Origin of the sequence: Chelativorans sp. M5D2P16 (assembly GCF_034427935.1) — a bacterium.
Classification (GTDB): domain Bacteria; phylum Pseudomonadota; class Alphaproteobacteria; order Rhizobiales; family Rhizobiaceae; genus Chelativorans.
This window is the reverse complement of record NZ_JAXQNM010000036.1, coordinates 73,663-98,059: the sequence shown is the minus strand read 5'-3', so window position 1 is coordinate 98,059 and position 24,397 is coordinate 73,663. Positions and strand designations below refer to the sequence as shown.

The window sequence follows — 24,397 nt, the reverse complement described above, 5'->3', positions numbered from 1 at the left end:
GCACGCCGTTCCGCGGGCGAGCTATGCGCTTGATGCATCGCAGCCGCTGTGCGATAGGGCCTTCGCCCTAACAAGTTCGGAGAATCGTCAATGGCAGGTGGCAATGGCCTAATGGCCGGGAAGCGGGGACTCGTTCTTGGTATCGCCAACAGTCGGTCGATTGCCTGGGGCATCGCCAAGGCGTGCGCGGCCGAAGGCGCTGAGCTGGCGCTGACGTATCAGGGCGAGGCGCTGAAGAAGCGCGTCGAGCCGCTCGCCGCAGAATTGGGCGCAACGGTCATCGGACACTGCGACGTCACGGACCTTTCCACCATCGAGGCGATCTTCGAGGAGGTTAGGAAGCGCTGGGGCAAGCTCGACTTCGTCGTCCACGCCATTGCGTTTTCGGACAAGGACGAGCTGACGGGGCGCTACGTCGACACCTCACGCGACAACTTTTTGCGCACCATGGACATCTCAGTCTATTCGCTGACGGCGGTGGCGAAGCAGGCCGAGCCGCTGATGAGCGATGGCGGCTCGATCCTGACCATGACCTATTACGGCGCCGAGAAGGTGATGCCGCACTACAACGTGATGGGCGTGGCCAAGGCCGCACTGGAGGCCAGCGTGCGCTACCTCGCCGTCGACCTGGGCGGCTCCAATATCCGCGTCAACGCCATCTCCGCCGGTCCGATCAAGACGCTTGCTGCCTCCGGCATCGGTGATTTCCGCTACATCCTGCGCTGGAACGAGTACAACTCGCCGCTCAAGCGCGCCGTTACGATCGACGAGGTGGGCGATACCGGCGTCTATATGCTCTCGCATCTTTCGCGCGCCGTGACCGGTGAGGTGTTGCACGTCGATTCGGGCTATCACGTTGTCGGCATGAAGGCCGTCGATGCGCCGGACATATCCGTTGTGAATGATCATTAGCAGCCGGTCCGAGAAGATATTGCTGCCGCCCCTCCTTTATATCTCCCGGCACGGGCAAACCGACTGGAACGTGGAGGAGCGGCTGCAGGGACAGGCCGACACCGACATCAATGCGGTCGGCCGCGCCCAGGCCGACGATAACGGCCGGCGCCTTGCCGGGCTTCTCGGCGATCCCGCCGCTTACGACTACGTCGCCAGCCCCCTGCGCCGCACCTGCGAGACGATGCAGCGGATTCGCGTACAGCTAGGCCTGTCCCCGGAGGGGTATGTCACCGATCCGCGCCTGAAGGAGGTGCATTTCGGCAGCTGGCAGGGCTTCACCTATCCCGAGCTTGAAGAACAGGAGCCCGGCTGCACGTTGGCGCGCACGCGGACGAAATGGGAATTCCTGCCGCCGGGACCCGAGGCAGAGAGTTACGTGGACTTGGCGCAGCGGGTCTGCTCTTGGCTGGAGAGCCTTGAAAGGCCGACGATCTGCGTCACGCACGGCGGCGTCATGCGCACCGTCTTTCACCTGGTCGGCGGCATGTCCCCGCACGAAGCGGTCGAGATGCATATCCCGCAGGACCGCGTGCTGCGCGTCAAAGACGGCGGGCTGGAGTGGCTGTGAGGGCGCCGGCCGGCGTTACTCCGGCAGCAGCATGTCGGTGATCTGCCTTTCCCCGTCCTCGTTGACCCGGTAGGCAATCACCACGTCCATGCCGTCGGCGACCGCCGAGGCATCCATTTCCGGCGGCAGGCGATAGGTCGACCCGTCCTGCAGCGTAATCGTCATGTTTTCCCGGTCGACCGCGGTGATCTTGCCCTCCGTGTCGGCAGCGAGTGCGGGGGTGGCGAGAAGGGCGAAAGCCAGGGCGGCGGCGGTGAGTCGCATGAATTGATCCTCTTTTCCTGTCCCGGCGGGCGGACGATGAAAACTAGGTGATTTCACTGCGCGATGATACGCGTAATTGTGTCAAAAGTGGTCCGCATGCGAACGGTTTGACCGCTCTCGCAAAGCAAAATAGAAGCGGGCTCCGGCCCGTGAGGAAGCTTGGCAATGTCACACAACACCTTTGGTCATCTGTTCCGTGTCACGACCTGGGGCGAAAGCCACGGACCGGCTCTGGGCTGCGTCGTCGACGGCTGCCCGCCGGGCATCCGCTTTCGCCAGGCCGACATCCAGGCCGAGCTCGATCGGCGCCGGCCCGGCCAGTCGCGCTTCGTCACCCAGCGGCGCGAGCCCGACCAGGTGAGGATTCTCTCCGGCGTCCTGCCGGAGGATGACGGGGAGACGGTGGTCACGACCGGTACGCCGGTCTCCATGCTGATCGAGAACGTCGATCAGCGCTCGAAGGACTACAGCGAAATCGCCCAGCGCTACCGCCCGGGCCACGCCGACTACACCTACGAGATGAAATACGGCCTGCGGGACTATCGCGGCGGCGGCCGGGCTTCCGCCCGCGAGACGGCCGCGCGCGTGGCCGCCGGCGCGCTTGCCAGAAAGGTCGTTCCGGGCCTCGTCGTCCGCGCCGCCCTTGTGGCGATGGGTGAGAAGACGATCGACCGGACCAACTGGGATTGGGATTTCGTCGGCCATGCGGACAATCCCTTTTTCACGCCCGACCCCAAATCGGTGGCCGTCTTTTCCGAGTATCTGGACGAGATCCGCAAGGCGGGCTCCTCCGTCGGCGCGGTGGTCGAGGTCGTCGCCGAGGGCGTTCCCGCCGGCCTCGGCGCGCCGATCTACGCAAAGCTCGACCAGGACATCTGCGCCAACCTCATGTCCATCAACGCCGTCAAGGGCGTGGAGATCGGCAACGGCTTCGAGGCCGCCCGCATCCGCGGCGAGGAGAACGCCGACGAGATGCGTCGCGGCACGGACGGCGAGCCCGTTTTCCTGTCCAACAACGCCGGCGGGGTCCTCGGTGGCATTTCCACCGGCCAGCCGGTGGTGGCGCGTTTCGCCGTCAAGCCCACCTCCTCGATCCTCACCCCGCGCCGCACCGTCGACAAGAGCGGCGCGGAAGTCGAGGTGGTCACCAAGGGGCGCCACGACCCGTGCGTCGGCATCCGGGCCGTGCCCATCGGCGAGGCCATGCTCGCTTGCACGATTGCCGATCACTATCTGCGGCACAGAGGACAGACGGGGAAGGTGTAAGTCGGCTCTTTCTTGTACTGCCCTACTGCCTTATTTCCCTACTGCCCTAGATCCCGCGAGGAAGCATGCCCTACGATCAGAAACAAGTCGTCGAAGCCATCCGCGCCTTCGAGCGTGGCGAGATCGTCGTCGTGATGGACGATGACGGGCGCGAGAACGAGGGCGACCTGATCGTCGCGGCCGTGCATTGCACGCCCGAGAAGATGGCCTTCATCGTGCGCCATACCTCCGGCATCGTCTGCACGCCGATGGCCCGCGAGGAGGCCAGACGCCTCAATCTGGCGCCAATGGTGGCCGAGAACGATGCGCCCCACCAGACCGCCTTCACCGTCAGTGTCGATTTCAAGCATGGCACGACGACCGGGATTTCCGCCGAGGACCGTACACTGACCGTGCGCAACCTCGCCAATCCGAACGCCGGCAGCGCCGATTTCGTGCGTCCGGGCCATATTTTCCCGCTCGTGGCGCGCGAGGGCGGCGTGCTGATGCGCTCCGGCCATACGGAAGCGGCCGTCGATCTCTGCCGGCTGGCCAAGCTGCCGCCGGTCGGCGTTATCTGCGAGCTCGTCAACGATGACGGGACTGTGATGCGCGGCCCGCAGGTGACGGGGTTCGCCGCAGAGCACGGGCTGAAACAGGTTTCGGTGGCCGACCTCATCGCCTATCGGCAGCGCCAGGAGACGCTTGTCGAGCGGGTGGCGAGCTTCCCGATCGAAACGCCCGGCGGACCGGCCATCGCCCAGACCTACACGCTACCCTGGGAGACGATGCAGCATCTGGCAATCGTTTTCGGCGACGTTCGCGACGGCGAGCATGTGCCGGTGCGCCTGCACACGGAGGATGTCGTGGCCGACGTCTTCGGCACCGAGTACCGGCTGCGCGAGGTCATGGAATCGATGGGGAAGATGGGCCGCGGCGTGCTCGTATATCTGCGCGAGGGCTCTGTCGGCGTCGCCCATCAGCATCGCCGCCCTCGCGGCAGCGGTGAGAAGGAGGTTCACGCGGAAGCTCTGAAGCGCGAAAGCGAGTGGCGCGAGATCGGGCTGGGGGCGCAGATCCTGAAGGATCTCGGCATCACGTCCATCCGCCTGATGGCCTCGCGCGAGCGCCACTATGTCGGGCTGGAAGGCTTCGGCATCCGCATCGAGTCGACGGAAATCCTGTAGTCACCGGCCCCGGATAGCCGGGGCCCGTGCCGCGTTCGCTCACTCTGCGGGCTGCGCCGCCGCAGCGGGGGCTGCATCCGGCCGCTCGCGGGTGAGGCTTCTCTGGCCGATGAGCACGGTCAGGAACGCCGCCGTGCCGGCCGCCACCGAAACCCAGAAGCCATTGCGGGCGCCGAACATGTCGACCACCCAGCCCGCCGCGAAGGCGCCGAGCGCCATGCCGATGCCGATGCCGGTCATCACCCAGGTCACGCCTTCGGTCAGCATGGATGCCGGCACGCGCCGTTCGATCAGGCCGAAGGCCGTGATGAAGGTCGGCGAGATGGCCAGTCCGCTCACGAACACCGTCAGCGCGAGCAGCGGGACCGTGCCGGCCAGGAGAAGGGGCACCTGCGTCACCGCCACGACCGCGAGCGCGATCGCCAGCCGTCGTTCCATGGGCATCGTCAGGTTCATCGCGCCCAAGACCAGGCCGAGTATGAAGGATCCGAGGGCATAGACGCCGATCACCAGGCTCGCCGTCTTCGGCTGGCCGAGCGCCTCCGTGATGGCGACCGAACTCACCTCGGCCGTCGAGAAGATCGCGCCGACGAAGATGAGGGCGAGCGTGACGATCTGCACCGGCCGCAGGCGAATGGCCGAGCGGGAAGGGCCGCCGGTGGCCGGTCTGACCCGCGGCTCCGACGATCGCTGCAGGATGAACGCCGCCGTGCCGAACGCCAGAAGCAGCGTGTTGGCCAGCATGCCGGCTTCGGGGAAAAAGGCCACGGCAAGACCGACCGACAGGGAAGCGCCGAGAATGTAGACGAGCTCGTCGGCCGCCGATTCGAAGGCGAAAGCGGTGTTGAGCTCCGGCCGGTCATGGAATACCTCCGACCAGCGCGCCCGCACCATGGCGGGCATGCTGGGCATCGCCGCCGCCAGGAAGGCCGTGGCGAAGAGCGTCCATATCGGCCAGTTCTGGTTGGCCGCCGCAATCAGCGTCAGGAAGGCTGGGACCGAAAGGACCGTCGTCGGCGTGACGACCGCCGTTTGGCCGAAGCGGTCGACCAGTCGGGATATCTGCGGGGCGACGAAGGCGTTGGTCAGGGCAAAGGTGGCCGAGACGGCGCCGGCCAGCCAGTATTCGCCGTGCGTCTGGGACAGCATGGCGACGATGCCGATCGGCGCCATGGCGATCGGCAGCCGGGCGACGAAGCCCGCGGCGGCGAAACCTTTGGTGCCCGGCACCTTGAAAATTTCGCGGTAAGGGTTGGGCATGGGGGCCTATCCTTGATGGGAGGATGAATACGGTTTACATACGCAGCGTATGCGAATGAGATAATGACATACGCTGCGTATGTCAACTCACATACGAGGCGTATAAAAATGAGGATGGAATGGTGCACAAGCCGCGTAGCGAAATGATTGCGGAAACCCGGGCGAAGCTGATCGCGGCGGCGCGTCGGGCGTTTGGCACGGTTGGCTATGCCGAGGCATCCATGGACGACTTCACGGCGGAGGCCGGCCTGACGCGCGGAGCGCTCTATCATCACTTCGGCGGCAAGGAAGGATTGCTCAAGGCGGTGATCGCGGAGATCGACGCGGAGATGACCGATCGGCTGAACGGGATTTCCGCGAGACATTCCGATCCCTGGCAGGGATTCGTCCACGAATGCATCGCCTATATCGAGATGGCGCTTGAACCCGAAATCCAGCGCATCATGCTGCTGGACGGACCGGCGGTCCTGGGGGATCCGTTCAACTGGCCAAATCAGACGGGCTGCATCCGCTCGCTGACGGCAAGCCTCAGCCGTCTCGCCAGGGAAGGCCTGATCGACGTGGAGGATCCGGAGGCGACGGCGCGTATGATCAGCGGCGCCAGTCTCCATGCCTCCATGTGGATCGCCAATGCCGACGACCCCCCGGCGGCTTCCAAAAGGGCCGTCGCCGCGTTCAAGCGGCTGCTCGAGGGGCTGCGCACCGGGCGGAACCGGGACTGAGCGGCGCTTTCGCCCCCGCGCCGGCCAGGCTCCGCGCCGAAGCCCGGATAGGGCGGAACTTGTTGATGGTGCCGGGGCGGCATGGTCAAATGCCACGCCAAGCCCTATACCGAAAGCATGGTCACCCGTCTCTACACGAATCCGATTTGCCTGGAGCACCTCACGCCGCCCGGCCATCCGGAACGTCCGGACAGGCTGCGCGCCATCGACAAGGTGCTGGCGCATGAGGTTTTCGCGCCGCTCGATCGGGCCGAGGCGCCGATGGCTCGGGAAACGGCTGTCCTGCTCGCCCATCCCGAGAATTACGCCCGCCGCGTTCGCGATGCGATCCCCGCCGAAGGCATTGCGCGCATCGACGCGGACACCACCGTCAGCCCCAAAAGCTGGGAGGTGGCGCTCACCGCCATCGGCGGCGCCATGGCCGCCGTCGACGACGTCTTCACCGGCAAGGCCGACAATGTCTTCGTCGCCACGCGCCCGCCCGGCCACCACGCCGAGAAGGACCGGGCGATGGGCTTCTGCCTGTTCAACCACGTGGCCATCGCCGCGCGCCACGCCCAGGAAGCGCATGGCGCCGAGCGCGTGGCGATCGTCGATTGGGACGTGCATCACGGCAACGGCACCCAGGACATTTTCTGGGACGATCCGACCGTACTCTACTGCTCCACCCATCAGATGCCGCTCTATCCGGGCACGGGTGCGGCTTCCGAGACCGGCGCGGGCAACATCGTCAATGCGCCCCTGCCGCCGGGCGCGGACGGTGAGGTGTTCCGCCAGGCCTTCGAGGAAACGATCCTGCCGCGGATCGACGATTTCCGGCCCGATCTCATCATCATCTCGGCCGGTTTCGACGCGCATCACCGCGATCCGCTGGCGGAGCTCAACTTCACGGAAGAGGATTTCGGCTGGGCGACGGCCGAACTGATGGAACGGGCAGGGCACAGCGCGGGCAACCGCCTTGTCAGCGTGCTGGAAGGCGGTTACGACCTTGAAGGTCTGGCGCTTTCGGCGGCCGCCCATGTCGGCCGCCTGATGAAGGGGTAAGGAATGAGCGGCGAAGCCGGCAACGCCGAAACGAACGAGGACATCAAGACGATGAGCTTCGAGCAGGCGCTCGAGGCGCTTGAGAGCATCGTCAACGATCTCGAGCGCGGAGACGTGCCGCTGGAACAGTCGATCCGCATTTACGAGCGTGGTGAGGCACTGAAGGCGCATTGCGACCGGCTCTTGAAGGCGGCGGAAGACAAGGTGGAGAAGATCCGGCTGTCCCGCGAGGGCGCGCCGGCGGGCACGGAGCCGCTCGACTCGCAATAAGGTCGTGCGGCGGCTTGCTCCACAAGCACGTTTACAACATCGCGCGCAGGCCCTATCTCATCTCGGATGATAACCACCCAAGTGTGACAGCGCGTGAAATCACCCCCTGAAACACCCCTTCTGGATCGCGTCCGCACACCCGCGGACCTGAAACAGTTCGATGAGAAGGATCTGCCGCAACTCGCCGACGAGCTGCGCGCGGAACTGGTCGATGCCGTCTCCCAGACGGGTGGGCACCTGGGTGCCGGGCTCGGCGTGGTCGAGCTGACCGTGGCGTTGCACTATATTTTCGACACGCCCGACGACCGGCTGATCTGGGATGTCGGCCACCAGGCTTATCCGCACAAGATTTTGACGGGCCGCCGCGACCGTATCCGCACCCTTCGGCAGGAGGGTGGGCTGTCGGGTTTCACCAAGCGCGCCGAGAGCGAATACGACCCCTTCGGCGCCGCGCACTCCTCCACCTCCATTTCCGCGGGCCTCGGCATGGCCATCGCGCGCGACCTTTCCGGCGGCCGGCGAAATGTGATCGCCGTCATCGGCGACGGCGCCATGTCGGCCGGCATGGCCTACGAGGCGATGAACAACGCCGGCGCGCTCGATGCGCGGCTGATCGTGATCCTCAACGACAACGATATGTCCATCGCCCCGCCCACCGGCGCCATGAGCGCCTATCTGGCACGGCTCGCCTCCGGCCGCACCTACCAGGGCATCCGCGATTTCGGCAAGAAGCTGACCTCCTATCTCGGCCAGAGCGTGGACCGCGCCATCTCGCGCGCGGTGGAGCATGCGCGCGGCTACGTGACCGGCGGCACACTGTTCGAGGAGATGGGCTTCTTCCACATCGGGCCGATCGACGGGCACAAGCTCGAGCACCTCGTGCCGGTTCTGAAGAACGTGCGCGATAATGGCGACGGCCCGGTGCTCATCCATATCGTCACCCGCAAGGGCAAGGGCTATCCGCCTGCCGAGGCGGCAGAGGACAAGTATCACGGCGTCGCCAAGTTCGACGTCATCACCGGCGCTCAGGCGAAGACGCCGGCCAATGCGCCGAGCTACACGAAGGTTTTCGCCCAGTCGCTTATCCAGGAGGCGCGCGAGGACGACCGCATTGTCGCCGTCACCGCCGCCATGCCCTCGGGCACCGGGCTCGACCTCTTCGGCAAGGAGTTCCCCGAGCGCACCTTCGATGTCGGCATCGCCGAGCAGCACGGGGTGACCTTCGCCGCGGGGCTGGCAACGGAAGGCTACAAGCCCTTCGCCGCCATCTACTCCACCTTCCTGCAGCGCGCCTATGACCAGGTGGTGCATGATGTGGCGATCCAGAACCTGCCCGTGCGCTTCGCCATCGACCGGGCCGGCTTTGTCGGTGCGGACGGTGCCACCCATTGCGGCGCCTTCGACATCACCTATCTCGCCACGTTGCCCAATTTCGTCGTGATGGCGGCCGCCGACGAGGCGGAGTTGCGGCATATGGTGCGCACCGCCGTTGTCCATGACGACGGCCCCATCGCCTTCCGCTATCCGCGCGGCAACGGCGTCGGTGTGGAGATGCCCGAGCGCGGCAACGCCTTTGCGATCGGCAAGGGCCGCGTGCTGCGCGAGGGCACCAAGGTGGCACTTCTGTCCTTGGGCGGCCGGCTGGCCGAGTGCCTGAAAGCCGCCGACGAATTGGAAGCCGCCGGCCTTTCCACCACCGTGGCCGATGCCCGCTTCGCCAAACCGCTGGACATGGAGCTTGTCACCACGCTCGCACGCGAGCATCAGGTTCTGGTGACTGTCGAGGAAGGTTCCATCGGCGGCTTCGGGGCGCATGTGCTGCATTTCCTTGCTCATCGGGGCCTGCTGGAAAGCAGCCTCAAGGTGCGCCCGCTGGTGATGCCGGACCTCTTCCTCGACCAGGCCAAGCCGGAGAAGATGTACGCCGACGCCGGGCTCGACGCCGCCGGCATTGTGCGCACTGTTTTCGCCGCGCTCGGCCAGGAGGAGCGGGCGGTGCGGGCCTGAACGTTGCACCGAAGCACGGCACCGTTACCCTGGAAGCCGAAGCGAAGCGGAGAGACTATCCGGTACCCATTGAGAGGCGCCGGTCTCGGCAGAAGACGGAGATGCTGCTGAAGGCGCCCTGGCGAGGACCGGGGTGGTCTCGCGACAAATGGCGCTTCGGGCTACCAGGATGATGGTCTGTTGAATGTCACGAAAGAGAGCGCGCTGCCTACCGTCCTCGGCACGTCCCATCATTCATTGAGACACCTATGACCAGGCCAACCTCCTTTCGTCTCCGCCTCGATCAGCTCCTGGTCGAGCGCGGGCTCTTCGAAAGCCGGGCCCGCGCCCGCGATGCCGTCCTGCGCGGCACCGTGCGGGTCGCCGGCGCGGTGGCGGAGAAGCCGGGGCAGGCCGTCGCAGCTAATGCCGAGATAACGGTGGAGGATCCGGGCCGGGCCTATGTCTCGCGCGCCGCGCTGAAGCTCATCCACGGCCTCGACACCTTCTCGCTCGATCCCCGAGACGCCCATGCGCTCGACATCGGCGCCTCCACCGGCGGCTTCACGCAGGTGCTCCTGGAGTGGGGCGTTGCCCATGTGACGACGATCGATGTCGGCACGGGGCAGATGGATGCCCGGCTTGAGGCCGATCCGCGCGTGACCGCGATCGAAGGCCTGAACGCCCGCCATCTCACCCTCGATGCGCTTGCCGGCAGGCGGCCGGATTTCCTCGTCTCGGATGTCAGCTTCATCTCCCTGAAGCTGGCCCTGCCACCGGCCCTGGACCTGGCCGCACCCGGCGCGAAGGGGCTGTTTCTCGTCAAGCCGCAATTCGAGGCCGGACGGGAGGCGATCGGCAAGGGCGGTCTTTTGCGTGCGAAGGAAAGGGGCGAGGAGATCGCCCGCGACATTGCGGCATGGCTGGCGACGAATGGGGACTGGCGGACGCTCGGCTTCGTTCCCTCGCCGATCGACGGGGGAGACGGCAACCGCGAATTCCTGCTGGCCGGACGGAAGCAGGCATGAGCGAGACGCTTGAGATAGAGGCGCTGGGCGCGCAGGGCGACGGCATCGCGCAAACCCCGGCCGGCCCCGTCTATGTACCGTTCAGTCTTGCCGGAGAGACCGTCACGGTAAAGGTGAAGGGCCGCCGTGCGGTTCTCGAATCGGTGACAGTCTCCTCGCCCGACCGGACGGAGCCTGCCTGCCGCCATTTCGGCGCGTGCGGCGGCTGCGCCGTCCAGCACCTGGAAGGCAAGGCCTATGCGGCATGGAAGAGGGCGAAGGTGGTGCACGCGCTGCAAAGCCGCGGCATCGACGCCGAGGTCGACCCGCTCGTTGCCTGTTCGCCCGCCTCGCGCCGTCGCGTCGCCTTCACCGCACGCAAGGTGGGAAAAAGCGCCGTCCTCGGCTTCAACGCCGCGCAGTCGCATCACGTCGTCCCCGTCTCCGAGTGTCCGATCGCCGTGCCGCAGATTGCCGCCGCGCTCGATCCGCTTCGCGAACTCGCAGAAGCCGTAGCCGCGACGCCGAAGTCTTTCCGTCTGCTGGTCACGGCCACGCGGACCGGGCTCGATGTGGCGGTGGAAGGGGCGGGGCGGCTCGGTGAAAAACAGCGTCGCCGTGTCGTCGATATCGTTCTCGCCAATGGCTTTGCGCGCCTTGCGCTCGATGGCGAAGTGCTGGTGGAGAGTGACAAGCCGGTCATTCTCTTCGGCGACGTGTCGGTGGCCGTTCCGGTCGGCGGCTTCCTGCAGGCGGTCGGCGCGGCCGAGGAAGCGATGGCCGGGCTTGTCGTCCAGCATCTGCGGGGCGGGAAGCGCGTGGCCGATCTCTTCGCCGGCAGCGGCACCTTCGCCCTCCGCCTGGCCCGCGATGTGCGGGTGCACGCGGTCGAGAGCGACCGTGCGGCACTCGATACGCTGGACCAGGCGGCAAGACACGCGCCGGGTCTCAAGCCGGTGACGGTGGAGCGGCGGGATCTGTTCGACCGGCCGCTCGTTGCAAGGGAACTGGATGCCTTCGACGGTATCGTCTTCGATCCCCCGCGCGCCGGGGCGGAGGCGCAGTGCCGGCAGATCGCCCGCGCGAAGATCGGGCGCGTGGCCGCGGTCTCGTGCAGTCCGGGGACGCTCGCGCGCGACCTCTCTATTCTTGCGGAAGGCGGCTACCGGGTCGCGCGGGTCGTTCCCATCGACCAGTTTTTATGGTCGCCGCATGTGGAGGTAGTCGCGCTGTTGGAGCATGGGTAGGGCGGTGGTGTAGCGAGGGTCTCTGAAGCAGGCCCGCTACTTTGCCCTCAAAACCCGCTCCACGTATTCTGGCACGACACGGCTTGCCGGCCCGTATATCACCTCGTCAAAATCGCTGACCGTCTCCGACGGCTCGAGGTTGAGTTCCACCGTATGCGCACCGGCCCGGCCAGCTTCCTGCACGAACTGCGCCGCCGGATAAACATTGCCGCTCGTGCCGATGGCAATGAACAGGTCGCATTCCCTGAGCGCCTCGTAGATGCGTTCCATGTGGTAGGGCATCTCGCCGAACCACACCACGTCTGGTCGCATTCCACCCGTTTTGCCGCAGGCGGGGCAGGGCACCTGCGTCGACAGTGTCTCGCGCCAGTCGTGTCGCGTCCCGCAGCGGCTGCACAGTGCCTTCGCAAGCTCGCCATGCATGTGGATCAGGTTCTTGGAGCCTGCCCGCTCGTGGAGGTCATCGATGTTCTGCGTGACCAGAGTGACCTCGCCGGAATGCTCCCGCTCCAGCCGCGCCAGCGCGACATGCGCTGCATTCGGTACCACTTTGGCGAGCCCCTCGCGGCGCTGATTGTAGAAGGTGTGAACCAGGTCGGATTTGGCGGAAAAGCCTTCGGGTGTGGCTACCTCACGGTAATCCGAATTCGACCAGATACCGTGCTTGTCGCGAAACGTGTCCACGCCTGATTCAGCAGAGACACCGGCGCCAGTAAGGATGACGATGGAACCGGCCATCACGCCTGCGTGCCGCCCACCGTCATCCGGTCCATTCTCAAATGCGGCTGGCCGACGCCGACGGGTACGCCCTGGCCGGCCTTGCCGCACATGCCGATACCGGTGTCGAGCTTCATGTCGTTGCCGATCATGGACACCCGGTGCATGGCGTCCGGGCCGTTGCCGATCAGCATCGCGCCCTTGATCGGCTGCGTCACCTTGCCGTCCTCGATCATGTAGGCCTCGGTGCAGCCGAAGACGAACTTTCCGCTCGTGATGTCCACCTGTCCGCCTCCGAAGGAGACGGCATAGATGCCCTTCTTCACTGAGGCGATGATCTCTTCCGGGCTCTTGTCGCCGCCCGTCATGAAGGTGTTGGTCATGCGCGGCATGGGCTCGTGGGCGTAGGATTCGCGCCGGCCGTTGCCGGTCGGTTTCATGCCCATGAGCCGTGCATTCAGCCGGTCCTGCATGTAGCCGACCAGCTTGCCGTCCTCGATCAGCACATTGTGGCCTGTCGGCGTGCCCTCGTCGTCAATGGTGAGCGAGCCGCGGCGCTCGGCGATGGTGCCGTCGTCGACCACGGTGACTCCCCTGGCTGCAACCTGCTGGCCCAGCAGGCCGGCGAATGCGGAGGTCTTCTTGCGGTTGAAGTCGCCCTCCAGCCCGTGGCCGACCGCCTCGTGCAGCATCACGCCCGGCCAGCCATTGGCCAGCACGATGTCGAAGGTGCCGGCCGGGGCCGGAACGGCCTCCAGATTGACGAGCGCCTGCCGCAGCGCCTCGCCGGCGGCGAATTGCCAGGAATCCTGGGCGACGAATTCGCCGAAGCTCTTGCGGCCGCCCATGCCGTAGGAGCCGCTTTCCTGCCGGTCGCCTTCGCCGACCACAACGGAGATGTTCACGCGCACGAGCGGCCGGACGTCGCGCGCAAGCTGCCCGTCGGCGCGCAGGATTTCGACCTGCTGCCAGGACGCCGCAAGGGAGGCTGTCACCTGCCGCACGCGCTGATCCTTCGCCCGCAGCCAGGAATCGATCTCCTGCAGAAGCTTCGCCTTCTCCTCGAAGCCGGGCGCGGCGATCGGGTTCTCCTCGCCGTAGAGACGCTGATTCGTGCCCGCCGGCGGCGCGGCAAGCCGGCCGGAATAGCCGTGCTTGACGGCGGAAACGGCATCGCCCGCCCGCTTCAGCGCGGCCTCGGACAACTCGCTCGAATGGGCGTAGCCCGTCGCTTCTCCGACCACCGCGCGCAGGCCGAACCCCTGGTCGGTGTTGAAACTCGCCGTCTTCAGCCGCCCGTTGTCGAAGACGAGCGCTTCGCCTTCCCGATATTCCAGATAGAGCTCGCCGTCGTCGGCGCTGGAAACCGTGTCGGAAACAAGGGTTCTGAGCTTGTCGGCGGAACAGTCGAAGGAATCGATGAGCGAGCGGGGCATGGCAGTATCCTGTGCTTTTCCCCACCCATTTAAGGGCACAAGAGGGAACGATCCAGAGGCCGCACCGTACCGCAGCCCGCGAGATCCTACGGCAGGGCGTCGAAGCCCTCGGCGAATCCGTCGAGATCCACGGGAATTCCGATGCCTTCCTCGGGTGTCTGGAAAACGATGAAGGTCGCCGAATCACCGTTCATCAGCGTCTCCAGAAGCGGGCCTTCGAGGATGACCTCGGCATAGCATCCGTCCTGGAAACAGCGGACGAAATAGGCACGGCCGATATCCTCGCCGTCCACGTGAAGGCCGAGCCCGTTGGGCAGGAGAACGCCGAGCGGCGCCAGGACGCGCAGGATCTCGGCCTGGTCGTCGGCCGTGCGCAGCACGACCACGGACAATCCGACCTCGGGCCGGTCCTCCGCCACGACGTTCTGCATCATGGCACACTGTTCGCTCGAAGCGCCCGCCGGCGTGTCGCAGACGATCGACCAGGCGCCGTGGGTGGAGCTTACGTTCCCGTTTGGTGGCTGCTGCTGTGCGGCAGCGGGCCAGGCTGCCGCCAGAACCAGGGCGCCTGTAGCCACCACACGTGCGAACAACGGCATGACGAACCTCTCTCTACCGGCGAATCACGGCAATCTATCCTGCCGCGCATGGATTGGAAAAGAAACAACGCTCTCGCAGGCTGCGGCGAGGGGCATTGCTTCCGCTTCCTCGAGCTTCGTAGCGGAATTGGTCATAATTGCGAAGGCGTGCGTGCAAAATGCGGAGGAAGCGCTATGAAGAGAAAAAATGCCGCATGCCAGGTTCCACGCCTTTCTTGCGGTTCCGATGAGAGTATGGTTTGAACGCGCCTGTATCGAAGCCAAGCGTCAATGCCGCTTGCCGCCAAGCAGCATCCTTTGGCGTATTGTGGGGTCGCGCCGGCAGGGCATTGATCGGGAGATGACGAGGGTGATGAAGAAGTTTGTAGCGAGCCTTGGGCTTTTCGCGCTGTCGCTTTCTGCCACCGGGGCCTATGCCACGCCCGAGCCGTGGCAGGCGCGCTTCCAGGCAGCGGCGACGCCCATCATGGAAGAGATCATCTGGTTCGAGCAGTACACGCTGTGGTTCATCACGCCGATCACACTTCTCGTGATGGCGCTTCTGGCGTGGTGCATCTATCGCTACCGGGCCAGCGCCAACCCGGTGCCCTCGCGCACCAGCCACAACACCCTGATCGAGGTTCTGTGGACCGTCGGCCCGGTGATCGTGCTGCTTTTCCTGGCCGTGCCGTCCTTCCAGCTCCTAACGTCCCAGTACACGCCGGAAGAAGAGCCGGCCATGACGATCAAGGCGACGGGCGTGCAGTGGTACTGGGACTTCGAGTACCAGGACGAGGAGAATCCGCTCTCCTTTACCTCGCTCCTGCTTCAGGAGGGCGATCGCGCCGCTGCCGGCAAGGAGAATCTCGAGCAGTATCCGCGCCTTCTGGCCGTCGACAATGAAGTCGTCGTGCCGGTCGACACGACGGTGCGCGTTCTGGTCACGGCCAGCGACGTCATCCATGCCTTCGCCATGCCGCCCTTCGGCATCAAGGTCGATGCCGTGCCGGGCCGCATCAACGAGACTTGGTTCAAGGCGGAGCGCGAGGGCCTTTACTACGGCCAGTGCTCGGAACTCTGTGGCAAGGATCACGCCTTCATGCCGATCGCCATCCGCGTCGTCTCGCAGGACCGGTTCCAGACCTGGTACGCGGCGGCGCAGGACGACCTCGAAGGCGCCAATCGCGCCTTGTTGGCGGCGCTGGAAAATGGCGGAAGCGAAGAGACGGTCGCATCCGCCGCCGAATAGGCCCGTGCGACCCAAGGAACAATTGGAGCGGTAGGAAATGGCGAGCGCTGCAACTTACAACGATCACGACGACCATAAGCCGAAGGGCTGGGTGCGCTGGGTGTATTCCACCAACCACAAGGACATCGGCACGCTCTACCTCATCTTCGCCATCATCGCCGGCGTCATCGGCGGCTTCCTTTCGGTGATGATGCGCTGGGAGCTGGCAGAGCCGGGCATCCAGATCTTTCACGGCCTGGCCTCGATGGTCTACGGCTTCGAGGGTGCGGCGGCGATCGACGCCGGCAAGGAGATGTACAACGTCTTCACCACCGCCCACGGCCTCATCATGATCTTCTTCATGGTCATGCCGGCCCTTATCGGCGGCTTCGCCAACTGGATGGTACCCATCATGATCGGCGCGCCGGACATGGCCTTCCCGCGCATGAACAACATTTCCTTCTGGCTTCTGCCGCCGGCCTTCATCCTGATGCTGCTCACCATGTTCGTGCCGGGTGCTGCGGGCAGCTATGGCGCCGGAACGGGCTGGACGCTCTATCCGCCGCTGTCGACCGCCGGCCAGCCCGGTCCCGCGGTCGATATGGGCATTCTGGCGCTGCACATCGCCGGCGCCTCGTCGATCCTCGGCGCCATCAACTTCATCACCACCATCTTCAACATGCGCGCCCCGGGCATGACGCTGCACAAGATGCCGCTGTTCGCCTGGTCCGTGCTGATCACAGCGTTCCTGCTGCTTCTGTCCCTGCCGGTGCTGGCCGGCGGCATCACCATGCTTTTGACTGACCGCAACTTCGGCACCACCTTTTTCGCGCCGGACGGCGGCGGTGACCCGATCCTCTACCAGCATCTGTTCTGGTTCTTCGGGCACCCCGAGGTCTATATCCTCATCCTGCCCGGTTTCGGCATCGTCAGCCACATCGTGTCGACCTTCTCGCGCAAGCCCATCTTCGGCTATCTCGGCATGGCCTACGCGATGGTAGCCATCGGCGTGATCGGCTTCGTGGTCTGGGCGCACCACATGTACACGACCGGCCTGTCCCTTGACACGCAGCGCTACTTCGTCTTCGCCACCATGGTGATCGCCGTGCCGACGGGCGTGAAGATCTTCTCCTGGATCGCCACTATGTGGGGCGGGTCGATCTCCTTTCGCGTGCCGATGCTGTGGGCGATCGCCTTCATCTTCCTGTTCACCGTCGGCGGCGTGACGGGCGTGCAGTTGGCCAATGCCGGCCTCGACCGGGCGATGCACGACACCTATTACGTGGTGGCCCACTTCCACTACGTTCTGTCGATGGGCGCGGTCTTCGCCATCTTCGCCGCCTGGTATTACTGGTTCCCGAAGATGACGGGCTACATGTATAATTCCTTCGTGGCCCGGCTGCACTTCTGGATCACCTTCATCGGCGTGAACCTGATCTTTTTCCCGCAGCACTTCCTCGGCCTTGCGGGCATGCCGCGGCGCTACATCGATTACCCGGATGCCTTTGCCGGCTGGAACATGGTGTCCTCCTACGGCTCCTATCTGGCGGCCATCGGCGTGCTGGTCTTCCTCTACGGCGTGGCGGAAGCCTTCGCGAAGAAGCGGGTGGCAGGCGCCAATCCGTGGGGCGAGGGTGCGACGACGCTGGAATGGCAGCTTTCCTCCCCGCCGCCTTTCCACCAATGGGAAGAACTGCCGCGGATCCGGTAGAACAGAGCGCGGCGCGGTCTGGACGTTGTCTCCGGCCGCGCTAGCTCAAAGCAGAACGTGACGTCATGGCGCTGGTTGAACGAGAGCATATCGATGAAAGGCCCGGCCCTCTCTCCGAGGCGACGGCAGGCGATTTCATCGCGCTTTTGAAGCCGCGCGTCATGTCGCTGGTCGTCTTTACGGCCTTCGTCGGCATGCTCCTGGCGCCGGCATCGCCCCATCCGTTTCTGGCGGTCATCGCCATGCTGGCGATCGCCGTCGGCGCGGGAGCGTCCGGTGCGCTCAACATGTGGTACGACGCCGATATCGACCGGGTGATGGCGCGCACGGCGAACCGTCCCGTGCCGAGGGGCCGGGTCGCCCCGGGGGAGGCGCTCGGTTTCGGCCTCGTGCTCTCTGTCCTATCGGTCATGACTCTAGGGCTCATGGCGAACTGGCTGGCCGCCAGCCTGCTGGCCTTCACGATCTTCTTCTATGTCGTCGTCTACACGATGTGGCTGAAGCGCTCGACGCCGCAGAACATCGTCATCGGGGGTGCGGCGGGCGCCTTGCCGCCGATGATCGGATGGGCCGCCGTCGCCGGCACGGTGACGGTGGAGAGCCTCGTCCTGTTCCTGATCATCTTCCTGTGGACGCCGCCCCATTTCTGGGCGCTGGCGCTCTTCAAGTCCGGGGACTATGCGCGCGCCGGCATCCCGATGATGCCGAACGTCGCTGGCGAAAGGCATACCAAGAGGCAGATCTTCGCCTATTCCCTGGCGGTCGCCGTGAGCGGCGTCCTGCCCGCGGCCCTTGGGTTTGCGAGCCTTGCCTACGGCGTCCTGGCGGCGGCGCTCGGCGGCGCCTTCGTCTGGTACGCCTGGCGCGTTTTGCGGCTGGAGGACGGCGACCGTGCCATGCGTCCGGCAAAGGCGTTGTTCGGTTTTTCGCTGGTTTATCTTTTCGCCATCTTCGCCGCGTTGCTGGTCGATGGGCTGGCTTCACTGTTGGGAGCCTGATGGATGCCGGACGATGAGCGCAACGAACGCGACAATCGTGAAGACCGCGTCACGCCAACCCAGGCGCAACTGCGGGCACGGCGCAACCGCAACATCGCAATCGCGCTGGCGCTGGCCGCTTTCGTCATCCTCCTCTATCTGGGCAGCATCATGAAGCTGGGGCCCGCCTTGTTCAACCGGTCAATGTGAGAGCGCGATGAGCACGAGCAGTTCCCTTGCCGCCCGCAATCGCCGCAACCGCAACGTTGCCGTCCTCTGCGTGGCCGTGTTTGCCGGCATGGTCGGGATGTCCTACGCGGCCGTGCCGCTCTACCGGATCTTCTGTCAGGTGACCGGTTATGGCGGCACGACGCAACGCGTGGAGCAGTATTCCGATACGATCCTGGACCGCACCATCGCCGTCCGCTTCGACGCGAACACCAGTGCCGAACTGCCTTGGGATTTCAAGCCGAAACAGCGCCAGGTCGAGCTGCGAATCGGCGAGACGACCGAGATTTCCTACGAAGCCACGAACCTTTCCTCGAGGCCGACCGCCGGTACTGCGACCTTCAATGTCGCGCCAGCCCTGGCCGGAGCCTATTTCAACAAGGTGGAATGTTTCTGCTTCACCGAACAGGAACTGCAGCCCGGCCAATCCTACGACATGCCGGTGCAGTTCTTCATCGACCCGGAGATCGTGAACGTGCCTGAACTGAAGAACCTGAAAACCATCACGCTTTCCTACACCTTTTATCCGCTGCAACAGGAATCGGCCGAAGCGCCGCAGCCCGCCGCAGCAAAGAAACAGAAGATCGGGGGTTGAGAGACATGGCTGGCGCCCACGCAAAGCATCACGATTATCACATCATCGATCCGAGCCCGTGGCCGTTTATCGGTTCGGTCGGCGCGCTGGTCATGGCTTTCGGTGCCATCGCCTGGATGAAGGCGGCGCAAGGCGCCTCCTTCCCGCTGTTCGGGGTCGATCTGGCGGCGGCGAACTTCTGGATCTTCTTGGTTGGTCTGCTGATCGTGCTCTACACAATGTTCGCCTGGTGGGGAGACACCATCCGCGAAGGGCAGGAGGGCCATCACACACGGGTCGTCTCACTGCATCTGCGTTACGGGATGATCATGTTCATCGCGTCGGAGCTGATGTTCTTCGTCGCGTGGTTCTGGGCCTTCTTCGACGCCAGCCTCTATCCCGGCGAGGCGGCCCAGATCAGCCGTGCCGAGTTCACCGGCGGTGTCTGGCCGCCCGAGGGCATCGAGGTGCTCGATCCCTTCCATCTGCCACTGTACAACACGATTATCCTGCTTCTGTCCGGCACGACGGTGACGTGGGCCCACCACGCGCTGCTTGAGAACGACCGCAAGGGACTGATCACCGGCCTGACGCTGACGGTGGTGCTCGGGGTCCTGTTCTCCTTCGTGCAGGCCTATGAGTACATGCACGCGCCGTTCGCCTTCCGCGATTCGATCTACGGCGCCACCTTCTTCATGTCCACGGGCTTTCACGGCTTCCACGTCATCATCGGGACAATCTTCCTGGCGGTGTGCCTGTTCAGGGCGCTTGCCGGCCATTTCACGCCGCAGCAGCATTTCGGCTTCGAGGCGGCGGCGTGGTATTGGCACTTCGTCGACGTGGTGTGGCTCTTCCTGTTCACCTTCATCTATGTGTGGGCATCCGCCGGCGCGACGATCGCCCATTGAGACGCGACGGGCAAAGCATGAAGGGGGCGGCCGCGGAAGCGGCTGCCCCCGTCGTTTTTTTGAGAGGTGATGCACGGCAATGAAAAGGGATGAGGCCTTCTGGCCGCCGGTCGATCCGGTCCGTGCCGGGCTCGCCGGCCGCTGCCCGCGTTGCGGTGAGGGGAAGCTCTTCTCCGGCTTCCTGACCGTGGGCCGGCGCTGCGCCAGTTGCGACCTCGACTATGGCTTCGCCGATGCGGGCGACGGGCCGGCCGTTTTCGTGATTCTCATCATCGGCTTCGTGGTCGTCGGGCTGGCGCTCTGGATGGAAGTGAACACGAACGCGCCGCTGTGGCTGCACTTTCTGCTGTGGGTGCCGCTCACACTGGCCCTTTCGTTGGGCGCGCTGAGGCTGATAAAGGGCCTCTTGATCGCCCTTCAATACCGCAACAAGGCCGCCGAGGGACGCCTGGACCGGTCACGATGACGACAATGACGATGCATCATAGCCGCCGGCGCGGAAATCTTCTGCTGCTCGTCTTCAGCATACCGGTGCTTGTCCTTCTTCTGGTGCTCGGCACCTGGCAGGTGAAACGCCTGCAGTGGAAGGAGGCTCTGATCGCGCGCATCGAGGAGCGCATCGCCCAGGAGCCGGTGCCGCTCGAGGAGGTCAGCCGTCTTTATAGCCAAGGCGCGGACATAGACTACCGCCCGGTCCGGCTGGCCGGCTCCTTCCGACACGACGCCGAGCGGCACTATCTGGCGACCTGGCACGGGCAATCCGGTTTCTTCGTGCATACCCCGCTGCGGCTCACCGACGGGCGCTACATTTTCGTCAATCGCGGTTTCGTGCCCTATGACCGCAAGGATCCCGCCACCCGTCCGGAAGGGCAGAGGGCGGGGCAGATCGAGCTCGGCGGGCTTGCCCGCACGGCCCCGCAGGAGAAGCCTTCCTTCATCGTTCCCGATAACGATCCGGCAAAGAACATTTTCTACTGGAAGGATCTCGACGCCATGGCGAGTTCCGCGGGGCTCGCCGAAACCGAGGTCTATCCCTTCTACGTGGACGCCGATGACAGTCCCAACCCAGGCGGGCTTCCCGTCGGGGGCGTAACGCGCATCGACCTGCCCAACAATCATCTGCAATACGCCGTTACCTGGTACGGTCTCGCCTTTGCGCTCGTGTGCGTTCTGGTCTACTGGTTCGTGCGCGGTCAGCGGGACGATGAGGCTTGACAACGGGTGCCGGGCGCACCCACCTTCCGCGCAAACAGGAGAATTTGGTTTGGAAACGGCTGTGAAGCGGAAGCTGACCCTCCGGCTGTGCGGCCCGCGCGGCTTTTGTGCCGGTGTCGACCGGGCGATCCAGATCGTCGTCTTGGCGCTGAAGAAGTATGGCGCCCCCGTCTATGTCCGCCACGAGATCGTGCACAACCGCTATGTGGTCGAGGGCCTGGAGGAGCGCGGCGCCGTCTTCATCGAGGAACTCGACGAGATTCCCGATACGCATCGCGACTGCCCGGTCGTCTTCTCCGCTCACGGCGTGCCGAAATCCGTGCCCGCTGATGCGGCACGGCGCAATCTCTTCTATCTTGACGCCACGTGCCCCCTCGTTTCCAAGGTGCACAAGCAGGCGCTCAGGCATCTCAGGCATGGCCGGCACGTGCTCCTCGTCGGTCATGCGGGGCATCCAGAGGTGATCGGCACGATGGGCCAACTGCCGGAGGGGACGGTCTCGCTCGTGGAGACCGAGGAGGACGCGAAGCGCTTCGCGCCGCCTGAAGGCCGGGGCCTCGGCTATGTCACCCAGACCACGCTTTCGGTGGACGACACCGCCGGCATCCTCGACGTCCTGCAGGCGCGGTTTCCCGCCTTGCAGGCCCCGGCGTCCGAATCCATCTGCTATGCCACCACCAACCGCCAGCAGGCGGTGAAGGAGGCGGCGCCCGGAGCCGATCTCTTCCTCATCGTCGGCGCGCCGAACTCCTCCAATTCGCGGCGCCTGGTGGAAGTGGCCGAAAGGGCAGGGGCGCGTCGGGCGCTTCTGGTGCAGCGCGTCTCCGACATCCCCTGGCCGGAGATCGGTTCGATCTCCGTGGTCGGGCTGTCGGCGGGGGCCTCCGCCCCGGAGATCATCGTCGACGAGATCATCGATGCTTTCGCCGAGCGCTATGACATGACCGTCGATCTCGCCATCGCCGCCGAGGAGAATGAGAACTTCCCCGTCATGCGTGCCTTGCGCGATGTCGAGTTAACCCGTGCCGACATGGCATTCGTCAACGGCATGGGCTAGCGGGCGTATCTCGGTGAAATCAGCAAGATCGGATATGCCGGTGTCCTTCCGCGCCTCCTCTGTCCTGTCCGAATTCAACTGAAAGGCGGATAACCTCCCCGATGGCCGTCTACACCGACATCTCCGAAGAAGAACTGGGCGCCTTCCTCCGCCATTACCGGGTCGGCGATCTGCTTTCCTACAAGGGTATCGCCGAGGGGACGGAGAACTCAAACTATCTCCTGCACACCTCCGAGGGCGCTTTCATCCTCACCCTGTACGAGCGCCGGGTGGACGAGGCGGATCTGCCGTTCTTCCTGGGTCTCATGGAGCATCTGGCGCAGCGCGGCGTTTCCTGCCCGCTGCCCGTGCACCGGCGCGACGGGGCGCTGGTCGGGACGCTGGCCGGCCGTCCCGCGGCCCTCATTACCTTTCTGGAAGGCATGTGGATGCGTCGGCCCACGCCCGCTCACTGCAAGGAGGTGGGCAAGGCGCTGGCGGGGCTCCATAGGGCCGCGGCGGATTTCCCGCTGACGCGGAAGAACGCGCTTGCTCCGGACGGGTGGACGCCCCTGTGGGAGGCCTCCAAGCCGCGCGCCGACGAGGTCGAATCCGGCCTCGCGCGCGAGGTGGAAAAGGATTTCACCGACATCACCCGACACTGGCCGACGGACTTGCCGGAAGGCATCATCCACGCCGATCTCTTCCCCGACAACGTCTTCTTCCTGGGTGGCGAGCTTTCCGGTCTCATCGACTTCTATTTCGCCTGCAACGACCTGCTTGCCTACGACATCGCTGTCTGTCTGAACGCCTGGTGCTTCGAAAAGGACCTTTCCTTCAACCTCACCAAGGGGGCCGCCCTGCTTGCGGGCTATCAGAGCGTGCGGCCGCTTGAGCCGGGCGAGACCGAGGCGTTGCCGTTGCTCACCCGCGGCGCAGCCCTGCGCTTCCTTTTGACACGTCTCCACGACTGGCTGACCATTCCCGACGGGCCGCTTGTGGAGAAGCGCGATCCCATGGAATTCGTGCGGCGCTTGCGCTTTCACCGGCAGATTGCCTCGCCCACCGAATACGGGACGGACATTCGGTGAAAAGGGTGGAGATCTTCACCGATGGCGCCTGTTCCGGCAACCCCGGCCCCGGCGGCTGGGGGGCGATCCTGCGCTATAACGGCGTGGAGAAGGAATTGTCCGGCGGGGAGGCGGAGACCACCAACAACCGCATGGAGCTGAAGGCGGCGACGGAAGCGCTGAACGCGCTCAAGGCACCCTGCGAGGTCGACCTCTACACCGATAGCAATTATGTCCGCGACGGCATTTCCGGCTGGATCGAAGGCTGGAAGAGGAACGGCTGGAAGACGGCGGCGAAAAAGCCGGTCAAGAACGCCGAACTTTGGCAGGCGCTGGACGAAGCGCGCCGCCGCCACAAGGTGCACTGGCACTGGGTGCGCGGGCATGCCGGCCATCCCGAGAACGAACGCGCAGACGCGCTGGCACGCACCGGTATGGCACCCTTCAAGAGGCGCGCAGGTTAAAGCTGCTCGAGGATGCGCGCTGCACCGCTCGTGACCGCCTGACCGGTCTTTTCCTCGATATTGAGGTGTTTGACCACACCATCCTCGACGATCATTGAGAAACGCTTGCAGCGGTTACCGAGCCCGCGGTCGGAAAGATCGATCTCCAGGCCGAGCGCACGGGTAAAGGCGCCATTGCCGTCGGCCAGGAATATCAGCTTGTCCTCGACGCCCGCGAAGCGCGCCCAGGCTCGCATCACGTGGTGGTCGTTGACCGCCAGGACAGCGATCGCGTCGACTCCGCGGCCGAGGATCGCATCATAATTTTCGACGAATCCGGGGACATGGTTGTTGCTGCAGGTGGGGGTGAAGGCACCTGGCACGCCGACGAGCACCACGTTCCGGCCGGCAAAGAATTCGCGTGTGCCGACATCCTCCGCGCCTTCGGGCGAAGCCTTCTTGATTTGTACGTCGGGCAGGCGGTCGCCGATGGAAATCGTCATGCTTCATCTCCTGGGATGG

The 24,397-nt window shown here is 64.9% G+C and carries 27 protein-coding genes; 21 read left to right on the top strand and 6 right to left on the bottom strand.

Annotated elements, in window-relative coordinates; all coding sequences use genetic code 11:
• The first annotated feature begins 90 nt into the window (after window positions 1-90).
• Together fabI and SIN08_RS16520 are read left to right on the top strand one after the other, a co-directional pair.
• On the top strand, window positions 91-912 hold the full coding sequence (fabI, locus tag SIN08_RS16525; RefSeq protein WP_322452696.1) for an enoyl-ACP reductase FabI: 822 nt from the start codon (window positions 91-93) through the stop codon (window positions 910-912).
• Between the two features lie 22 nt (window positions 913-934).
• A complete protein-coding gene (locus SIN08_RS16520; RefSeq protein WP_322452853.1) occupies window positions 935-1,522 on the top strand; it encodes a histidine phosphatase family protein in 588 nt (195 codons plus the stop codon).
• 15 nt (window positions 1,523-1,537) lie between these two features.
• On the opposite strand, the gene SIN08_RS16515 is transcribed toward SIN08_RS16520, so the two are convergent.
• On the bottom strand, window positions 1,538-1,786 hold the full coding sequence (locus SIN08_RS16515; protein WP_322452695.1) for a DUF1344 domain-containing protein: 249 nt from the start codon (window positions 1,784-1,786) through the stop codon (window positions 1,538-1,540).
• 165 nt (window positions 1,787-1,951) lie between these two features.
• On the opposite strand from SIN08_RS16515, the gene aroC reads away from it, so the two are divergent.
• Both aroC and ribB read left to right on the top strand, forming a co-directional pair.
• Window positions 1,952-3,052, top strand: coding sequence for a chorismate synthase (gene aroC / locus SIN08_RS16510; protein ID WP_322452694.1), 1,101 nt, complete (start codon window positions 1,952-1,954; stop codon window positions 3,050-3,052).
• Window positions 3,053-3,117: 65 nt separating this feature from the next.
• Window positions 3,118-4,218, top strand: coding sequence for a 3,4-dihydroxy-2-butanone-4-phosphate synthase (ribB, locus tag SIN08_RS16505; protein WP_322452693.1), 1,101 nt, complete (start codon window positions 3,118-3,120; stop codon window positions 4,216-4,218).
• A gap of 39 nt (window positions 4,219-4,257) precedes the next feature.
• Here the strand turns inward: ribB and SIN08_RS16500 are convergent, their stop codons facing one another.
• A complete protein-coding gene (locus SIN08_RS16500; protein ID WP_322452692.1) occupies window positions 4,258-5,478 on the bottom strand; it encodes an MFS transporter in 1,221 nt (406 codons plus the stop codon).
• 119 nt (window positions 5,479-5,597) lie between these two features.
• Here SIN08_RS16500 and SIN08_RS16495 point away from each other — a divergent pair, with 119 nt between their 5' ends.
• The 6 genes from SIN08_RS16495 (at window position 5,598) to SIN08_RS16470 (ending at window position 11,754) form a co-directional block, all read left to right on the top strand.
• Window positions 5,598-6,200 (top strand): TetR/AcrR family transcriptional regulator, encoded by a 603-nt coding sequence (locus SIN08_RS16495; protein ID WP_322452691.1) that lies wholly within the window; start codon window positions 5,598-5,600, stop codon window positions 6,198-6,200.
• Window positions 6,201-6,317: 117 nt separating this feature from the next.
• Entirely contained in the window at window positions 6,318-7,244 is a 927-nt protein-coding gene (locus tag SIN08_RS16490) for a histone deacetylase family protein (RefSeq protein WP_322452852.1), read from the top strand.
• Window positions 7,245-7,247: 3 nt separating this feature from the next.
• Window positions 7,248-7,514 (top strand): exodeoxyribonuclease VII small subunit, encoded by a 267-nt coding sequence (locus SIN08_RS16485; RefSeq protein ID WP_322452690.1) that lies wholly within the window; start codon window positions 7,248-7,250, stop codon window positions 7,512-7,514.
• 93 nt (window positions 7,515-7,607) lie between these two features.
• On the top strand, window positions 7,608-9,521 hold the full coding sequence (dxs, locus tag SIN08_RS16480) for a 1-deoxy-D-xylulose-5-phosphate synthase (protein ID WP_322452689.1): 1,914 nt from the start codon (window positions 7,608-7,610) through the stop codon (window positions 9,519-9,521).
• Window positions 9,522-9,769: 248 nt separating this feature from the next.
• Window positions 9,770-10,528, top strand: coding sequence for a TlyA family RNA methyltransferase (locus SIN08_RS16475; protein WP_322452688.1), 759 nt, complete (start codon window positions 9,770-9,772; stop codon window positions 10,526-10,528).
• A complete protein-coding gene (locus SIN08_RS16470) occupies window positions 10,525-11,754 on the top strand; it encodes a class I SAM-dependent RNA methyltransferase (protein ID WP_322452687.1) in 1,230 nt (409 codons plus the stop codon). Before SIN08_RS16475 ends, SIN08_RS16470 begins: the two co-directional genes overlap by 4 nt.
• 36 nt (window positions 11,755-11,790) lie before the next feature.
• Here the strand turns inward: SIN08_RS16470 and SIN08_RS16465 are convergent, their stop codons facing one another.
• The 3 genes from SIN08_RS16465 to SIN08_RS16455 form a co-directional block, all read right to left on the bottom strand.
• On the bottom strand, window positions 11,791-12,492 hold the full coding sequence (locus tag SIN08_RS16465) for an NAD-dependent deacylase (protein WP_322452686.1): 702 nt from the start codon (window positions 12,490-12,492) through the stop codon (window positions 11,791-11,793).
• Window positions 12,492-13,907 carry a metalloprotease TldD gene (gene tldD / locus SIN08_RS16460; RefSeq protein WP_322452685.1) on the bottom strand — a complete coding sequence of 472 codons (1,416 nt, stop codon included), beginning with the start codon at window positions 13,905-13,907 and terminating at the stop codon, window positions 12,492-12,494. Before tldD ends, SIN08_RS16465 begins: the two co-directional genes overlap by 1 nt.
• 86 nt (window positions 13,908-13,993) lie before the next feature.
• Window positions 13,994-14,506, bottom strand: coding sequence for an invasion associated locus B family protein (locus tag SIN08_RS16455; protein ID WP_322452684.1), 513 nt, complete (start codon window positions 14,504-14,506; stop codon window positions 13,994-13,996).
• Window positions 14,507-14,858: 352 nt separating this feature from the next.
• On the opposite strand from SIN08_RS16455, the gene coxB reads away from it, so the two are divergent.
• The 11 genes from coxB (at window position 14,859) to rnhA (ending at window position 23,896) form a co-directional block, all read left to right on the top strand.
• Window positions 14,859-15,734, top strand: a complete 876-nt coding sequence (gene coxB, locus SIN08_RS16450) for a cytochrome c oxidase subunit II (RefSeq protein ID WP_322452682.1) — start codon at window positions 14,859-14,861, stop codon at window positions 15,732-15,734.
• A gap of 37 nt (window positions 15,735-15,771) precedes the next feature.
• A complete protein-coding gene (gene ctaD, locus SIN08_RS16445; protein ID WP_322452681.1) occupies window positions 15,772-17,424 on the top strand; it encodes a cytochrome c oxidase subunit I in 1,653 nt (550 codons plus the stop codon).
• Between the two features lie 65 nt (window positions 17,425-17,489).
• Complete coding sequence (locus tag SIN08_RS16440) at window positions 17,490-18,422, top strand: heme o synthase (RefSeq protein WP_322452680.1); 933 nt, start codon at window positions 17,490-17,492, stop codon at window positions 18,420-18,422.
• A 3-nt stretch (window positions 18,423-18,425) separates the two neighbouring features.
• Window positions 18,426-18,611, top strand: coding sequence for a hypothetical protein (locus SIN08_RS16435; RefSeq protein WP_322452679.1), 186 nt, complete (start codon window positions 18,426-18,428; stop codon window positions 18,609-18,611).
• Window positions 18,612-18,618: 7 nt separating this feature from the next.
• Entirely contained in the window at window positions 18,619-19,224 is a 606-nt protein-coding gene (locus tag SIN08_RS16430; protein ID WP_322452678.1) for a cytochrome c oxidase assembly protein, read from the top strand.
• 5 nt (window positions 19,225-19,229) lie between these two features.
• A complete protein-coding gene (locus SIN08_RS16425) occupies window positions 19,230-20,111 on the top strand; it encodes a cytochrome c oxidase subunit 3 (RefSeq protein ID WP_322452677.1) in 882 nt (293 codons plus the stop codon).
• 79 nt (window positions 20,112-20,190) lie between these two features.
• Window positions 20,191-20,577 carry a DUF983 domain-containing protein gene (locus SIN08_RS16420; protein WP_322452676.1) on the top strand — a complete coding sequence of 129 codons (387 nt, stop codon included), beginning with the start codon at window positions 20,191-20,193 and terminating at the stop codon, window positions 20,575-20,577.
• A 5-nt stretch (window positions 20,578-20,582) separates the two neighbouring features.
• Window positions 20,583-21,326, top strand: coding sequence for an SURF1 family protein (locus SIN08_RS16415; protein ID WP_322452675.1), 744 nt, complete (start codon window positions 20,583-20,585; stop codon window positions 21,324-21,326).
• Window positions 21,327-21,375: 49 nt separating this feature from the next.
• A complete protein-coding gene (gene ispH, locus SIN08_RS16410; RefSeq protein ID WP_322452674.1) occupies window positions 21,376-22,383 on the top strand; it encodes a 4-hydroxy-3-methylbut-2-enyl diphosphate reductase in 1,008 nt (335 codons plus the stop codon).
• Between the two features lie 101 nt (window positions 22,384-22,484).
• Window positions 22,485-23,453 (top strand): homoserine kinase, encoded by a 969-nt coding sequence (locus tag SIN08_RS16405; protein ID WP_322452673.1) that lies wholly within the window; start codon window positions 22,485-22,487, stop codon window positions 23,451-23,453.
• Complete coding sequence (rnhA, locus tag SIN08_RS16400; RefSeq protein WP_322452672.1) at window positions 23,450-23,896, top strand: ribonuclease HI; 447 nt, start codon at window positions 23,450-23,452, stop codon at window positions 23,894-23,896. The genes SIN08_RS16405 and rnhA overlap by 4 nt, the downstream gene beginning before the upstream one ends.
• Here the strand turns inward: rnhA and SIN08_RS16395 are convergent.
• Entirely contained in the window at window positions 23,893-24,378 is a 486-nt protein-coding gene (locus SIN08_RS16395) for a peroxiredoxin (protein ID WP_322452671.1), read from the bottom strand. The two genes, rnhA and SIN08_RS16395, sit on opposite strands and share 4 nt — an antisense overlap.
• Window positions 24,379-24,397: the final 19 nt, after the last annotated feature.